At 57.3% G+C, this 13,082-nt stretch carries 14 protein-coding genes and 4 pseudogenes; 7 read left to right on the top strand and 11 right to left on the bottom strand.

Going from position 1 to position 13,082, the window contains the following annotated elements:
* Window positions 1-437: 437 nt before the first annotated feature.
* Both HB777_33725 and HB777_33720 read right to left on the bottom strand, forming a co-directional pair.
* A pseudogene (locus HB777_33725) lies at window positions 438-1,567 on the bottom strand (murein L,D-transpeptidase).
* Window positions 1,568-2,031: 464 nt separating this feature from the next.
* Window positions 2,032-2,217, bottom strand: a complete 186-nt coding sequence (locus tag HB777_33720; protein QND68422.1) for a hypothetical protein — start codon at window positions 2,215-2,217, stop codon at window positions 2,032-2,034.
* Between the two features lie 371 nt (window positions 2,218-2,588).
* Here HB777_33720 and HB777_33715 point away from each other — a divergent pair, with 371 nt between their 5' ends.
* The 3 genes and pseudogenes from HB777_33715 to HB777_33705 all read left to right on the top strand — a co-directional run bounded on the left by HB777_33715 (window position 2,589) and on the right by HB777_33705 (window position 5,082).
* Window positions 2,589-3,461, top strand: a complete 873-nt coding sequence (locus HB777_33715) for a transglutaminase family protein (GenBank protein QND68998.1) — start codon at window positions 2,589-2,591, stop codon at window positions 3,459-3,461.
* Window positions 3,462-3,553: 92 nt separating this feature from the next.
* A pseudogene (locus HB777_33710) lies at window positions 3,554-4,362 on the top strand (transglutaminase family protein).
* A gap of 83 nt (window positions 4,363-4,445) precedes the next feature.
* Window positions 4,446-5,082: pseudogene (locus tag HB777_33705) on the top strand (IS630 family transposase).
* Window positions 5,083-5,358: 276 nt separating this feature from the next.
* On the opposite strand, the gene HB777_33700 reads toward HB777_33705, so the two are convergent.
* Both HB777_33700 and HB777_33695 read right to left on the bottom strand, forming a co-directional pair.
* Window positions 5,359-5,712, bottom strand: a complete 354-nt coding sequence (locus HB777_33700) for a hypothetical protein (protein QND68421.1) — start codon at window positions 5,710-5,712, stop codon at window positions 5,359-5,361.
* 100 nt (window positions 5,713-5,812) lie between these two features.
* The gene (locus tag HB777_33695) at window positions 5,813-5,986 is read right to left on the bottom strand and encodes a DUF982 domain-containing protein (GenBank protein QND68420.1); all 174 of its coding nucleotides are present in this window, start codon (window positions 5,984-5,986) and stop codon (window positions 5,813-5,815) included.
* Between the two features lie 355 nt (window positions 5,987-6,341).
* On the opposite strand from HB777_33695, the gene HB777_33690 reads away from it, so the two are divergent.
* Entirely contained in the window at window positions 6,342-6,572 is a 231-nt protein-coding gene (locus HB777_33690; GenBank protein QND68419.1) for a hypothetical protein, read from the top strand.
* Window positions 6,573-6,887: 315 nt separating this feature from the next.
* Here HB777_33690 and HB777_33685 read toward each other — a convergent pair whose 3' ends face one another.
* Window positions 6,888-7,340, bottom strand: a complete 453-nt coding sequence (locus HB777_33685; protein QND68997.1) for a DUF982 domain-containing protein — start codon at window positions 7,338-7,340, stop codon at window positions 6,888-6,890.
* Window positions 7,341-7,560: 220 nt separating this feature from the next.
* Between HB777_33685 and HB777_33680 the strand changes: the two genes are divergently transcribed.
* On the top strand, window positions 7,561-7,719 hold the full coding sequence (locus tag HB777_33680) for a hypothetical protein (GenBank protein QND68418.1): 159 nt from the start codon (window positions 7,561-7,563) through the stop codon (window positions 7,717-7,719).
* A gap of 223 nt (window positions 7,720-7,942) precedes the next feature.
* On the opposite strand, the pseudogene HB777_33675 reads toward HB777_33680, so the two are convergent.
* From HB777_33675 to HB777_33650, 6 genes and pseudogenes are all read right to left on the bottom strand, one after another.
* Window positions 7,943-8,091: pseudogene (locus HB777_33675) on the bottom strand (DUF768 domain-containing protein).
* 1,794 nt (window positions 8,092-9,885) lie between these two features.
* Complete coding sequence (locus HB777_33670; GenBank protein QND68417.1) at window positions 9,886-10,353, bottom strand: hypothetical protein; 468 nt, start codon at window positions 10,351-10,353, stop codon at window positions 9,886-9,888.
* Between the two features lie 85 nt (window positions 10,354-10,438).
* On the bottom strand, window positions 10,439-10,648 hold the full coding sequence (locus tag HB777_33665) for a hypothetical protein (GenBank protein ID QND68416.1): 210 nt from the start codon (window positions 10,646-10,648) through the stop codon (window positions 10,439-10,441).
* A gap of 30 nt (window positions 10,649-10,678) precedes the next feature.
* Entirely contained in the window at window positions 10,679-11,023 is a 345-nt protein-coding gene (locus HB777_33660; protein QND68415.1) for a hypothetical protein, read from the bottom strand.
* A 184-nt stretch (window positions 11,024-11,207) separates the two neighbouring features.
* Window positions 11,208-11,516, bottom strand: a complete 309-nt coding sequence (locus HB777_33655) for a DUF1236 domain-containing protein (GenBank protein QND68414.1) — start codon at window positions 11,514-11,516, stop codon at window positions 11,208-11,210.
* 49 nt (window positions 11,517-11,565) lie between these two features.
* A complete protein-coding gene (locus HB777_33650) occupies window positions 11,566-11,820 on the bottom strand; it encodes a hypothetical protein (protein QND62444.1) in 255 nt (84 codons plus the stop codon).
* A 233-nt stretch (window positions 11,821-12,053) separates the two neighbouring features.
* Between HB777_33650 and HB777_33645 the strand changes: the two genes are divergently transcribed.
* Both HB777_33645 and HB777_33640 read left to right on the top strand, forming a co-directional pair.
* A complete protein-coding gene (locus HB777_33645) occupies window positions 12,054-12,317 on the top strand; it encodes a DUF1236 domain-containing protein (protein ID QND68413.1) in 264 nt (87 codons plus the stop codon).
* A gap of 217 nt (window positions 12,318-12,534) precedes the next feature.
* A complete protein-coding gene (locus HB777_33640) occupies window positions 12,535-13,011 on the top strand; it encodes a hypothetical protein (GenBank protein ID QND68412.1) in 477 nt (158 codons plus the stop codon).
* Window positions 13,012-13,082: the final 71 nt, after the last annotated feature.

Raw genomic sequence — 13,082 nt, 5'->3', positions numbered from 1 at the left:
CCGCACCCCACATGAGGGGGCGCCGTCTCGCCTGCGAGGTAGTTCCTTCAGCATTGCACCGGTCCTTTCATGATGGTGGGTGGCGTGCGGGCAACGCTCCTTCGTAATGCTTGTTCCGCAAACGCCCCGCGATTTAGACAAGTGTACAGCGTGCGACGAGATCTCCGGCTTATTCGGCGGTGCAAGGCGGCGACGCGCGGATTTCGACACCGACCCTGGTCATAATGTCGGTAGGAGACTGCCCGCTATCGTCGCGCGAGGCCCGGACTGCGTGGTGAAGTTGAATCCAAGGTTCAGCCGTAATGCAATTCTGGCTTCGTCTCGGTACCATTGAACTGGACTTCGACTCGATCATTCGGGCGCCAGCGCAGTTTCGGGGGCCTGCTCCTCGACATCGGGCTGATAGTCGAGGTCTACGCCCGGATTCTCTTCGCCGCTCAGAGGAACTGGACCGGCACGCCGGGTCTGAGAAGCTTGCCAAGCTCTCCAGCATCCCAATTGGTCAAGCGTACACAGCCATGGGACCCGGTCTTGTCGATACGGGCGGGCTCGGAGGTCCCGTGGATACCGAAGCTCGGTTCAGACAGGTCGATCCACACCGTGCCGACGGGGCCATTGGGGCCGGGCGGAAGGGTCAGGACCTTGTCGTTGTTGCCCTGTTTGAAATTGAGCTTGGGATTGTAGGTATAGGTCGGGTTCGAAACTACCCCCTGACCGTATGTGTTCCGGATGGCGATGGGTTTTCCTCGCTGCCAATGGTGGCAGGATAGGCCGCCAGAAGGGACCCGTCTTCCGTGTAGGCGCGAACCTGGCCTTCGGCCTTGTCCACTTCGAGCCTGACGGCTTTCCCGCGCTTGCCCGGGCCGAGATCGGGCACGGAGATCGTTTCGCCCTCGGCGAAGGTCGCCCCCGGATTGAGTGCCTTCAGAAAATCCTCGTCCATGTGGAAGCGCTCGGCCAGGGCCTCGCTTGGACGAGCGTAGCCGAGATACTTCATCTCGGCCATTTTGGCGTAGTCCTTCGGAATGGCACCCACTACCGTGGAAAGATCGTCCGCCGTGACGACGTAGCTGCCGATCACCTGCTTGTCCCCGTCTATGGCGGCGATGACCTGGGGCCCGATCTTTCCGTCGACCGGAAGGCCACGCATCAATTCAAAGGCTGCGATGGCGTGCCGCAGGTTGCCCCCATCAAGACCGTCAATTACTCCTGGCGACGCCCCTGCCCTGTCCAGCAATACCTGCAGGCGGACAATGGACGGTGAGGGCGTGTCGCTCACGGCGGCCGTGGTGAATTCCGTAGAAGGGGCGGCGGCACCGACATTGAACGTGCTACCGGTGGTCAGCGGATCGATCTTCGAATCCCGGGGCGCATACGTCGGCGAAATTGCGTCGAGGGGCGCTTCGTTGACGGTATCGGGGGTAAGCAATGACGCGGCGTGAGCTGGTGAGATGACCAACGTTGCCGTGCCAGTGCCAAGCGCCGTGCTGAAGGTGAGTACAAGTAGGCCGAGGCCGCGACGCATGTGCAGTGTCTCCTGGCAGCGAAAAGAGGCCGCAAGCGACATTCTTCCGGATTGGTTACTGATCTCTTAACATCGACGTCCACTTGAACCTCACTGTCCCTGCAGACCTGCGAGGGGGGGTTAGCGCCGTGACGCCCCTGGGTTCCGACGTCGTTCAGAAAGCATGCGATCCGCCCGGGAGGAGCCAGAAGACTCCGATCCGTTCCTTGCGCGCGAACCCGGATTACCGAAGCTCGGACGCGAGATGATCAACATCACGGTACCGGTCGTGGATCAAGCTGGGAGACCCCGACTGTAAGGCGCAGCGGAATTCTCGACGGTACAGAAGCAATACGTCGTTGGTCTACAGGCCAGGGCAAAGGTCTGCTAAGCCCCAGGTCTCGATAGGTTGGCGTTCAGTGCCTGATGCCGGCGCCGTGCTGCGTCTTAGCCCGTTGAGGGCTTTCGCCAAAGGAGCAGGGATGGGGACGGAAAATCTCATTCTAAGCCTGACAAGATGCGGACGATTAGTTGCTGCCAGCTTGGCTGAATACAACCGTGCCGTCGTCCTTGCGAACCTCGACCGCTACGATACCGCCTATGTTTCGAGCGGAAAAGGTCGCCAGCGCGTTATCCCGTGCAGCTTTCTCGGTCTCGAACGACGCTTTCTCGACGATGCCTTGCTTGCCGTACCAAATCACAGTGTAAGCCAAACGTTTCGGCGTCCTTCTCTGCCTTAGTTTTCTTCGCGCGCTCGCAAGGGGTCGAAAGAGACCGGCGGGACATTACGCCTTGGGCAGGATATTTCAAATCCATAGATCAGACGTATCTCGGCGGGAAAGTTCGAACCGAGAGGTGAGCAGGTTTGAGGCAACGCCTATCCCGATCTCGCGTGGGTCTTGATGCCCTGCCGCCTCCGGCATCGACATTGTAGGAAGCCCGGCAGTAGCGACATTGTCCGACTAGCGACCGGTTTTTGGCCGCTTTGATTTGTTTAGTCAGGCGTTGAGTCTCTCCGCGCCCGAGGCCATTCGATCGTCCCGGAGAAACCGGTGTGTGTATGCAGAAGGCATTAAACGACGTCATGCCAATTTTTTCAGTGAGGCACTCGACTGTCTATCGTTACAGCCGACCTGTAAGGTTTGGCGAACACCGGCTGATATTCAGACCGCGCGACAGCTTCGACCAGAGACTTCTAGACCACGCCATGTCCATTGATCCCGAGCCGAAAGAGCTCCGGTGGATCCACGACGTTTTTGGAAACTGCGTTGCGGTGCTCGATTTCAAGGGGGCGGCTAAAACACTGCACTTCGAAACAGCCATTCGGCTTGATCATACGCCTCAGCACGCCCCCGATTTCCGCATCGACGAAGCGGCACTCAGCTATCCGTTCTCCTACGAATCTGACGAGGCAGCCGACCTTTCCCAAACCATCATGCGTCATCATCCCGATGAAGGCGACGAGATTGGAAAATGGGCACGACAATTCTTGAGCGCCGGTGGCCAGACAGAGACGGGCACACTGTTGATGACACTCTGCTATGCCATCCACGAAAGCTTTGTGTATTCCCGTCGAACGGAACCCGGGACGCAACCCCCTCTTGTCACGCTACATCTGCGGCGAGGCACATGCCGTGACTTCGCACTCTTTATGATGGAAGCTGTTCGATCGCTTGGTTTCGCTGCGCGTTTCGTGACCGGATATATCTACGTCCCAACCCGAGACAAGTTGGAGGTACGAGGGGGAGGATCGACCCACGCCTGGTGCCAGGTCTATTTGCCTGGAGCCGGTTGGGTCGAGTTTGATCCGACCAATGGCATTGTCGGTAATCGTGAACTGATCAGGGTGGCAGTCGCTCGACACCCACGGCAGGCGATCCCACTTTCCGGCAGCTATTCGGGAAGTGCTTCGAGTTTTCTGGGCATGGACGTCGAGGTGAAAGTTACCAAGGAATAGAGCAGACTAGATCCTCACCCGTTGATTTTCGTGGAACCGATTGGTCAAAGCGGAGTTTGGTCGTCTCCTCAAACAAGACCATTGGAGCGACGATGCGGATACGCGCAGGGTACAATCTGACCTACGAGTGTCCGAAGCCAACGCCGATGCTGCTGGTCCTGGAAATCCACCCGTCACGTCGGGTCGACCTTCTGACGGAACAGGTGATCGGTTTTGATCGGCCGATCGAAGCGAGGGGCTACATCGACAGTTTCGGCAATGCCTGCACGAGGATCGAGGCTCCTGCTGGACTGACTAGGATTTCAACCACCTTTGAAATCTACGACAGTGGCAAACCGGACGTCGTCGCACCCGAGGCCATACAACACGATATAAAAGACCTGCCGGATGAAGTGCTAACTTTTCTTCTAGGAAGCCGATACTGCGATACCGATCGCCTTGGGGATTTCGCCTGGGCGACTTTTGGCAATACAAGGCCTGGATGGCCTCGCGTCCAGGCGATCTGCGATTTCGTTCACAACCACATAGCGTTCAACTACCAGAACGCCGACGCGCTGCGCACCGCCCATGGGGGCTTCATCGATCGAACCGGTGTTTGCCGTGACTTTGCCCATCTGGCGATTACACTGTGCCGCTGCATGAACATTCCCGCGCGCTATTGTACCGGCTATCTCGGGGATATCGGAATTCCCCCGTGCCAGATCCAATGGATTTCAGCGCTTGGTTCCAAGCCTATCTCGGTGGTCATTGGTTCACCTTCGACGCTCGGCACAACCACCCTCGCATCGGAAGAATCCTGATGGCGACGGGCCGCGACGCGACTGACGTTGCCCTCTCGACCAGCTTTGGGTCGTCGAGCCTGACCCACTTCGAAGTTATTGCTGAAGAGGTGGACACCTAGAGCACGTCCTTGATCGATGAATCGATTGTGATGTGACGGCTGCGTTTTGTGCTTGATCCAACATCCACCTCGATGGTGTGACGATGGGAAGAGCATTGAGCGTGGGGCTTCGGTTGCGGGTCTTGAAGGCATCGGACGAGGGCATGTCGGCGCGGCAAGCGGCGCGGTTCGGCGTGGGGGTGTCCAGCGCGATCCGCTGGATTGCGCGGGCGAAGATCGGCGAACTGGCGCCACGCCGCGGCGCCGCCGCGCCAGCCTCGATGCGCATGAACTTCATCGTCGAGTGATCGAGGAGCGCAAGGACATCACGCTGAACGAGATGGCGGAGGGGCTCGTCGCCGAGCAGTCGGTGCGGATCAGCCGCAGCACCTTGAGCGCCTAGCTTCGGCCACGGCTGGACATTCAAAAAAAAGGAGTCCGCGCACGCACTGGAGCAGGATCCGGCGAAACTCGTGTTCATCGATGAGACCGGCCTCTTCACAAAGATGGCCCGCCTGCGTGGAAGAACGCCGCGCGGCGAGCGCTGCCGGGCCTGCGTGCCGCATGGCCACTGGAAGACCACGACCTTCACCGGAGCGCTGCGGCTGACGGCATGACTGGGCCCTTCATCTACGACGGCTCAACGTGTTCCTGGCCTATGTCGAGCAGGTGCTGGTCCCGACATTGACGGAGGGCGACGTAGTCGTCATGGACAATCTGCCCGCCCCTAAGGCCGCCGGGCGTGCGCGACGTCTTTGTCAGTTGCCTGTAACTGCGGTGCTTGAGCCGCTTGGATATGGTGATCTCAAATGGCTAGCAGGAATGTTAAACAGAGCGCTCATGTCTAAATGACGCCCGCCGTTCGACATCGCCAATCACGCACCGAAACCTTTCCCGACAACACAGCTCCAACAGGGATTAGCGTGAAGATACGGCAAGCTTACCAGCGGCGGCTCGCGGTCGCCAAGCGCATGCATTGTGCCGGAACGACACCGGCGTGCTAGCTGACCATCGATGTTAATATCGCGGCCTTTTATCGGAAACCACGACCAGCCTCCCTCCAACATTCTGGCAGCGTTTGCAGACAAGCTTCGATGCCAGCCGCTTTTCGGTGATGAAATCATAGTGCGTTCCGTAGGTCTCAATTAGACCATCGAGATCGAGCGGACGTAGATGACCGCATCGGGGATTGCCGCAATATACGCTGAGGCCCATGCCTTGATCGCGAAGCTCGCCAAGGTTCGCGTGCTGAGCGATCGGCAGGACAATAGCTGCCGTGTCCGCGGGATGAACCGCTGCGCGATCAATGACGCCGATTGCCTGGACCGCCTTATCTTGGGCGACGCCGATGAGGGAATCGATCTCTTCCATTGCAGCGGTATGCCCGCGGACAAACAAGGCCCTTCGCAGCACGTGCAGCGCATCTCTTGTCTCGCAAAGTGTCGTCCGGAGCGTGAGAGGCATTTCGTGCTCAATTCTTCATGTAGCTGTCGGGAAGGCATTCGGCTTCAATGGCCGCCGCTATGAAGGCTCGGTGAACTTCCCTTGTGCTGCAACATCCCGCCCGTTCCCCCACCAAGGCGGCAAGGGCGGCTAGAAACATTGGGCCATCGGATGGCCAGTCGTTCGCCAAGGCGTCGGCCATTTGAGGCAGCGTAGCAAGGACTGAGATCGTGCCGTCCCTGTTCGCGATCGGGATCCCCGAAATATGTTTGGCTGGCTGATTGTCACTGCATAGCTCCCGCTGGGGCGGGAGAATGTTATGCTCTCTCAAGCACCAGCGCCCGTACAATGGCTGATGACAAACTTGTTTAAGCACTTAAACAAGTTCACGTCCATTAACTATAGGGCTGCAGATTATTTACTTTGCATCGGTACCTGCGGATTTGACTCGCTACCCGAATGTCGGAAGCGTACAGTTGGGCCGTCGCTCGGTCTTTAACGGCAACGAGCGCTTGAAAGAGTCGATCACGCTTTCGCCCTCTGAGGGAGTATGCGAGATGACCATTCGCGGAACGGCTGACGAAATACAGTTGGCAACACTCACCAGGATTTTGGACGACTATTGCGAGCAGGCCGGGATCGAAGGCTCCCACCCAGCACGGGAGCATCTGGCGCGGCGCCTGATCGCTCTTTTTAGCGGCGGGATCGATAGTCCGGACGACATCAGAATGGCCTTGGATGGCGCTGTGAAGGACTGGAGCGGGACATCTGCAGCCAATCCTTCTTAGCCAAGGCCGTCTTTTCCAGCAGGTGTTTTAGGAGGTTCGGTGCGGTGGATCGAGAATTCCGAAATCGACGGATCGCGCCCCTTGCAGTCCATCATATCCGGTCGCCGACTGACCGAGCCGAAGCAACTCCCGCACCGCGTCAGATCGGCTCGACATTCTTTTCTCAAACCGCCAAGCGTCCAAGACGGCGAGTTCCTCGGCATTGAGCATGATCTGTAGACGGTATGTTCGCTTACGGGGCGGCAAGGCGCTCCTCTTTCTTAGAACTGGAATGCCATACTGACGTCCTGATGGAGGCGCCGCGCCTTCGCATGACTACCGCTCCTTCAATATTCTGGCCTCTCCCAGCAATGATGATCTATCCGTGCCAATCACTTTGATCAGTCCACGGGCCTGCGCCTCGGTGATGCCTGTTTCCCGCGCGAGGAACCGGACGAGAAAATCCTCCTGCTCCTCCCTATCCCCGCGGTCGCGTCGTTTCTGATCGGCGATGTAGGACGACTTGGGCTGCTCAAGTGAGCGGGGCAATGGAGCATCATCCTGTACCGAAACAGCCTTCACATTCAGCCCAGCTTCCTTGGCAGCCGTCAGAAAGGCGCGCCGAGCATTCTCAACATCTTCGGCTGTACCCAGAGGGCCCGTGCAGGCCTGAAGTGCAGCCCGATATCTTCGCCCGTGCGATTCCGGCCAGCATTCCATCATGAAAATGGCGACCTCGGAGACGCTGCTCAAGGTGCGAAACTCCCCCACCTTTTCCGTTTCAACCATGATTGGAACTGCAAAAAACGGGTCGTGCATAGGTACCCCCCTGGCAATTCCAGGAGCGAACGGCGGAGCACTGTTTTCGTTCCGGTCGCCGCGAGAAAAGCACATCGGACCATGCGTCAATAGGCATGTAGACGGGTCGCCGGGCGGTCGCTAAACACATCCAATGGATAACAAGCGGCTCGACCACAAACTGGATTGTAAGGCGTGCGGGACGATCCAGATGGACATTCCCGCGGGTGCTGAAGAGCACACGCCGATTCACTGCAGGAAGTGCGGTGGCTACCTCGGAGAATGGGGAGCACTGCAGGACGATTTTTATGCCCAGACGCGCGGCATTGAGGCCTTTGACCTGAACAACGGCAACATCACCAAGAAGTAGCCTTTGGGGGTGATGCTCCTGATGGTCGGCTGAAAGCGTGGTGAGGGTGATGATGAAGCGGCCGATCCACTACAACTCCATCCACCATATCACGCCAGTGCCACCACGATGCCGACGAAACAGAACGCGACCCCGACGCTGGGCATGGGTTGCAGGGCATGGCTTTAGTCAGCCAAGCTGGCATCCGCGTCGGGGATAGTCTCGTAGACAAGCCGGTCTCCTCCTAGATCTCGACGCTGCTTATCCCGATCATTTGGGGTCGGCGAATAGATTTTGAGTGAACTCGGCAACTGAGATAGATGTCGGCGCCGACCGTTTCGGCGACGTTGCCGGAAGCCACTTGTGAAGGAAGTTGGTGCCGCGTGTGCTCATGAGTGGATAAAGCGCGCGGCTTTTATTAGGTTCCGTTTAAAGACATTCCACTAGGGAAGAACGCATCCCGTACTCAAGGTGAACGAAGCGTTCTATAACCGCGTGACCTAGTTGAGATGCAGGCGCGGGTCTTCCTCGCCCGCTTTCCCTCGACCATGCGGACAAACCATTCGCCGCAGGCTTCGTTCACTACAACCGTTTAGTTTTGGGTGTTTTTGACTGTGCCGTCCATCGCAATGCCTCGCGCCAGGACAGGAAAAATTCCGGGATTTATAAGACCGATTTTATCGGTCTTTCAAGTGGAGTTTTTGGACGGTTTTTACCAATTACAGAAATCGTGAAAGCCCGCGCCTCTGTGGGAGAGCGCGGGCCGATCGGAGGCCCGATCTTCGGCAGGCAATGGAGGGCACCGCCTACCGCTCGCATCAACCTTTAGCAACCAGCAATGTTCCGAATTCCTAGATAGCCCGGCCTGCTTATCGAGGGTGACACAGGATTTGGCACGCCGGGCTATGCCCCGGCCTTTGTGGGGGGACAAAGCGCGCCCATTGTGCGTACGATGAGAGATCGGCAGCAAGCGCTCATGCTTCGCGGAATCCTGCAATGAGGCAACCGTGTCGCCTCAACCCTGATAACCGCGCTCGGCGCCGTAGCCTTACTGCGCGTGAGAATCCGCCAAGCTAGGCCCATCCCCAGCCATCGCGGTTCTTTATCGCATCGAGGAGACCTCGTGGCCCGTTCTCGGCGTTGAGCCGGAACGGGCCAAGGAGCAACAGTCACAAGCTAAAATCGCAGGACGACTGAAGGGCCGCGTCTGCGATAGCACCGGACGCGGCGGCGACCATGTCGCCAGTATCTCCTACAAACCCGTCTCCAACCCCGCCGGCGGTGATAGCGGCGATGGTGCCAGTGCCGATGGTACACTTGCTGCACTTCTGCCTGGGGATCTTCGTCGATGGCCTCGGTTCGTGGGGCGTCAAGTTCATCGAGGACACCGCTTCCAGCGCCTGGAACACCAGCCATGGTTTCGATTGGCCGAAGAGTAACTGCGAGAGCTGCTGCCCCGGCCACGCCAAACATTGCTGTCAAGAAGGATCGCCTATCCATTAATGCCTCCCAAGTTATCGTTTGCGGAACAAGGCGCAGGGCTTGCCGAATGAAGCTCCAGCGCAGGTCTATCGAGGACCCGCCGCCACCGCAGTGGCTGGCGGGTCCTATCAGCGCAGGAAGGGACGTGGCTGCGCCAATTCATGAGATGTCAGCCAAGCACCATACCCATCACCAGAAAGGTGACGGCTGTCGCGAAAATTGGCGCGAGCAACCAACGCGCTTGACCAATGCTTTTATCCATCTGTTTTCTCCGAATTTGGAGAAACAACTAACTAAAGCCTAAGCCGTTCCGCCTAGTCACAGGTGTAGGACCATTGCATTTATTTCAATGGTACTTAGTCTTATAGGGCTTCGGGCCGAAGTCCGGTACAACACGAAGCATAGTTATCCACAAGTTGACAAGATCGATAAAACTGTCTGGATTTTATCAATGTGTAATCTGTCTAGGTCCCAGCGACAACGCAACGAACTCGGCGTGATTTGACGCCCTGCCGGCATATCGGGTTCGGTGCACTACCGCGCGCTTCGTAAGGTCCATGAGCCCTGTTGAAATCGATCGAGACCATCACCGGGAAAAGGCGCCTTTTATTCGGCTGATCGGTCCATCCGCATGACTGCGTCGATCAGAGATCAGAACGTCCAAACCTTCGCAGGCTTGGTTCTGCTCAAAGCCCAAGACCTATTCTAGCAACCATCCGCTTTCAGGGATCGCACCATCCGAACAACAACTGGGTCATACGGGACTTTTTCCGATCTGCTGTAATTTATGGTGAAGAGTGCGGCACGGTCGTTGCAGATCGCTATAGCGCGGACATATCGAATCTGGCCATCCTTAATGCCCGAGTAACTCGCCCACCTCGGGGTGACGCGACGGTAGGTCAGCTTCCAACCGACCTTTTCGTCCTCAATCATGCGGTGCTCGATCTCAGCGGGAAAACTGGCGTTCCCGAGTCTGGCACCCCACACAGCAAGGAAGGCATCGTTTTCGCCTTGAAAAGCCGCGCCTTGGTCCGAACGCTGCGTTAGGACAAAACCCGGCGGAACATCAAATGTAAAACCGAACTGCCTGACACCGAACTGCTGCCACGCCTGGGCCTGAAGAAGCGTGCTGCAAAATAGGACCGGAACTAGGCTCAGCAGAAAACGTACCATGACGGGAAAAGGGTAGCCCTGCGATTCCGTTCCATCAGCAACAAATGATATTCCCAAGACAATAGGGCCAAATCGGGATGCGCCTTTAGCGGCCGAGCGGTAGCCTTGAAAGCGTAATCAGCTCCGCTTCATCAACCACGCCGGCCATATAGTTGGCGATGATCCGGGAGGCCAGTCTGCCCTGCGCATCAGCTGATTGGTCTGCGAGTTTCAGCTGTTCGAAAACTCGGCCCAGCAATGCCAATTCGGCAGGATCAAAAATCCCCGCGTCCACAGCTTTTCGTCTGATCGGCATGGCTACGCGTCCTCCTCCTGCAACCAAGCGTCACGTAGATCTTACTTGCCGTGCGAGTGCCTCTTCTTCCAGCGTATGAAGCTTTTCCCGAATCTCCTCCGGCTCGGCATGCTCTAATCCGACGACGTCATTTCTGGTTTCTTCCAGGGAGACGATGATTTCGTCAAGTTTGGCGTGAATGGCAGCTGTGTCGCGATAGCCTTGGATCAGCACCACGCCAGTGATCACGATGGCCGCAACCGACAATGCGTAAGTGACTACATTTGTCAGGCCGAAAGGGACCAGCGCTGTGCAAAGCAACATGGCGATAAGCAGGACATAAAAACCCGGAGGGCGAGATAGGAAGTCCCCCGCTAAAAATAGGTAGCGGTTCATATCCAGGCTGAAGTCAAGAGGACGACCAGTGCCGTGAAGGCGACGGAAATAGGCACTGCCGCGAGCCAGCTCGCCTCCAGGAACCAAGTCTCCTTGTTACGAAGCATTGGACATCCTCCTCTTATGTTCTCTGCAGCCGCCAAACAACACCCACCGCTCCTGTTTGGAGCGGCGGGCACTCCGATTATTCGATGATCTGCACGACCTTGCGGGTGTCTGGGTCGACGAGAACTGCATGGTCTCCGACAACGGTGTACTTGTACCGGACGTCCGGAACGTCGATCGTGTGGAGCTCAACGGTATCGGGAAGCGCCGTACCGACGTTGAGTTCGACACCGAGCAAGCTTACCGACGCCAGCTTCTGCTTGTGAATGTATTCGCGAACGACGGTCTGCTGTTCGGGCTTGAGAACTATCACGTCCTCAGCAAACGAAGTGCCGATGCCGGCCATGAGAACGAGGGCGCCGGCGGCGCTGACGAAATATTTGGTCATGATAGTCTTCCTTCACAACAATCGGTTTGAGAGCTTTGGATGCGAGTGATCAGCCGCCACTGGCCGGGGCTGGGGCAGCAGGCTTTGCCGGTTCGGCTGGAGCTTCCACCTTAGGCGCTTCAACCTTTGGCGCTTCCGCCTTTGGCGCCTCAACCTTGACATTGATGTCCTGACCGCCGCCACCATGGATATTGATGACGCCGGTAAATATCAGCAAGACTACGATTGCGATAAGTCCAATAACGACAGCAATCGCAGTGCCGCCGCCCCCACCAGAATTAACAACAGTTGGGCCGTCAGCCATGAATTCCGCTCCTATTTTAATTGCCTACATTGAACAACGGTCGCCACGGGTTAGCGTTCCACTGAGGGGGCTTGGGTCTGAGAGAGGGTAGGACATTGGTCTGATAGACTTCGGACCGAAGTCCCAAGGTAGGAACAATCTGCCTGCATTCCAGTTCGGGTTCCTGGCGAGTTGGCCTGGTGCTGTCGCCATGTTGAAGAGGTACCCAACTTATCGGCGCTGGTGCAGCGCTTATGCTGTTGGCAGGCGCTGGCGCTGTCGCAGCACAGGACGTGATCATCACACCGGAACAGGACACGGTCGTCCGCGAATACGTGAAGAAGCAGCCGCTGGCCTCCCTGAAGCTTCCGGGTGTGGAACTGAATGTCGGCACGGCTTTGCCTGACACAGTTGAACTTCACGAGGTTCCCAACGTCAAATATCGCTATGTCGTGGTCGACAACCGCACCGTTCTGGTCGACCCTGGCACCCGGAAAATCATCAAGGTCTACGACTGATGAAATAGCTGTCGCCCGCCGCCATGACTGGCGGCGGGCTGCGGCTTCACATAGCCAACCAGGACGATTAAAATGATGAATGACGTCGAGACTTCGCCAGCCCTCGATAGCCGATTGGCTAGTCTCAAAGCCAGAATGCGCGACGCCCGCATAACAGAGACTGAGATGCAGACCTTCCAACGAGTCGCATCCATCATGGGCGACAGGAGCGGTCGAATTGACGGCGATGACCTCATTGCAGCTTCGTTCTTTCTCGATGGCCAGCACGACGACCCCTAAGCCTTTATCCGACATCAAATCGCTCACGGTTCTTGGCGTGATTTCGGACGCCGGAATACAGACGCGTCGGCTGGCACTAAGGGCATTGAATAACGAAGCACATTTTCATCGCGATCCTGCGCATGCGGGCATTTGGAAAATATTGCTGAGCTTTCAGGAAGTTGGTCCATTCGTCGAAGCCGGGTTTGTACGTTCCCGAACCTTGATTGGCGCCGCCGGCGGTGATTGGTTTCAACTCCGATCTACGGGAGAGCAGCGCGATGTCAACACCGTTGGCGATCTTGCCGAGAATAGCTATCGAGGGTCTCGGCGCGATCGTGATAAGATTCTGGTGAAGTCACAGTTAGCTTGGTCCGGCGCGCCAAAGCACCTCGCCAAGATGTACGGAGGGGATGGCGTCCGAAGACGGACCTGACCACGACGTATGATGGGCTCCATCCCGCAAGGACTTATAATCATAATCGTGCATGATCCTTGCGAATAGTA

Origin of the sequence: Mesorhizobium loti, from assembly GCA_014189435.1 — a bacterium.
Classification (GTDB): domain Bacteria; phylum Pseudomonadota; class Alphaproteobacteria; order Rhizobiales; family Rhizobiaceae; genus Mesorhizobium; species Mesorhizobium loti_G.
This window is presented reverse-complemented; position numbering and strand designations above follow the sequence as displayed.

What these genes read in the sequence shown, in the direction of transcription:
- HB777_33715 (QND68998.1), top strand. Translation starts at nt 2,589, where the DNA reads ATGCCAATTTTTTCAGTGAGGCACTCGACTGTCTATCGTTACAGCCGA.
- HB777_33700 (QND68421.1), bottom strand. Translation starts at nt 5,712, where the DNA reads ATGGAAGAGATCGATTCCCTCATCGGCGTCGCCCAAGATAAGGCGGTC.
- HB777_33695 (QND68420.1), bottom strand. Translation starts at nt 5,986, where the DNA reads ATGGCCGACGCCTTGGCGAACGACTGGCCATCCGATGGCCCAATGTTT.
- HB777_33690 (QND68419.1), top strand. Translation starts at nt 6,342, where the DNA reads ATGACCATTCGCGGAACGGCTGACGAAATACAGTTGGCAACACTCACC.
- HB777_33685 (QND68997.1), bottom strand. Translation starts at nt 7,340, where the DNA reads ATGGTTGAAACGGAAAAGGTGGGGGAGTTTCGCACCTTGAGCAGCGTC.
- HB777_33680 (QND68418.1), top strand. Translation starts at nt 7,561, where the DNA reads ATGGACATTCCCGCGGGTGCTGAAGAGCACACGCCGATTCACTGCAGG.
- HB777_33670 (QND68417.1), bottom strand. Translation starts at nt 10,353, where the DNA reads ATGGTACGTTTTCTGCTGAGCCTAGTTCCGGTCCTATTTTGCAGCACG.
- HB777_33665 (QND68416.1), bottom strand. Translation starts at nt 10,648, where the DNA reads ATGCCGATCAGACGAAAAGCTGTGGACGCGGGGATTTTTGATCCTGCC.
- HB777_33660 (QND68415.1), bottom strand. Translation starts at nt 11,023, where the DNA reads ATGAACCGCTACCTATTTTTAGCGGGGGACTTCCTATCTCGCCCTCCG.
- HB777_33655 (QND68414.1), bottom strand. Translation starts at nt 11,516, where the DNA reads ATGACCAAATATTTCGTCAGCGCCGCCGGCGCCCTCGTTCTCATGGCC.
- HB777_33650 (QND62444.1), bottom strand. Translation starts at nt 11,820, where the DNA reads ATGGCTGACGGCCCAACTGTTGTTAATTCTGGTGGGGGCGGCGGCACT.
- HB777_33645 (QND68413.1), top strand. Translation starts at nt 12,054, where the DNA reads ATGCTGTTGGCAGGCGCTGGCGCTGTCGCAGCACAGGACGTGATCATC.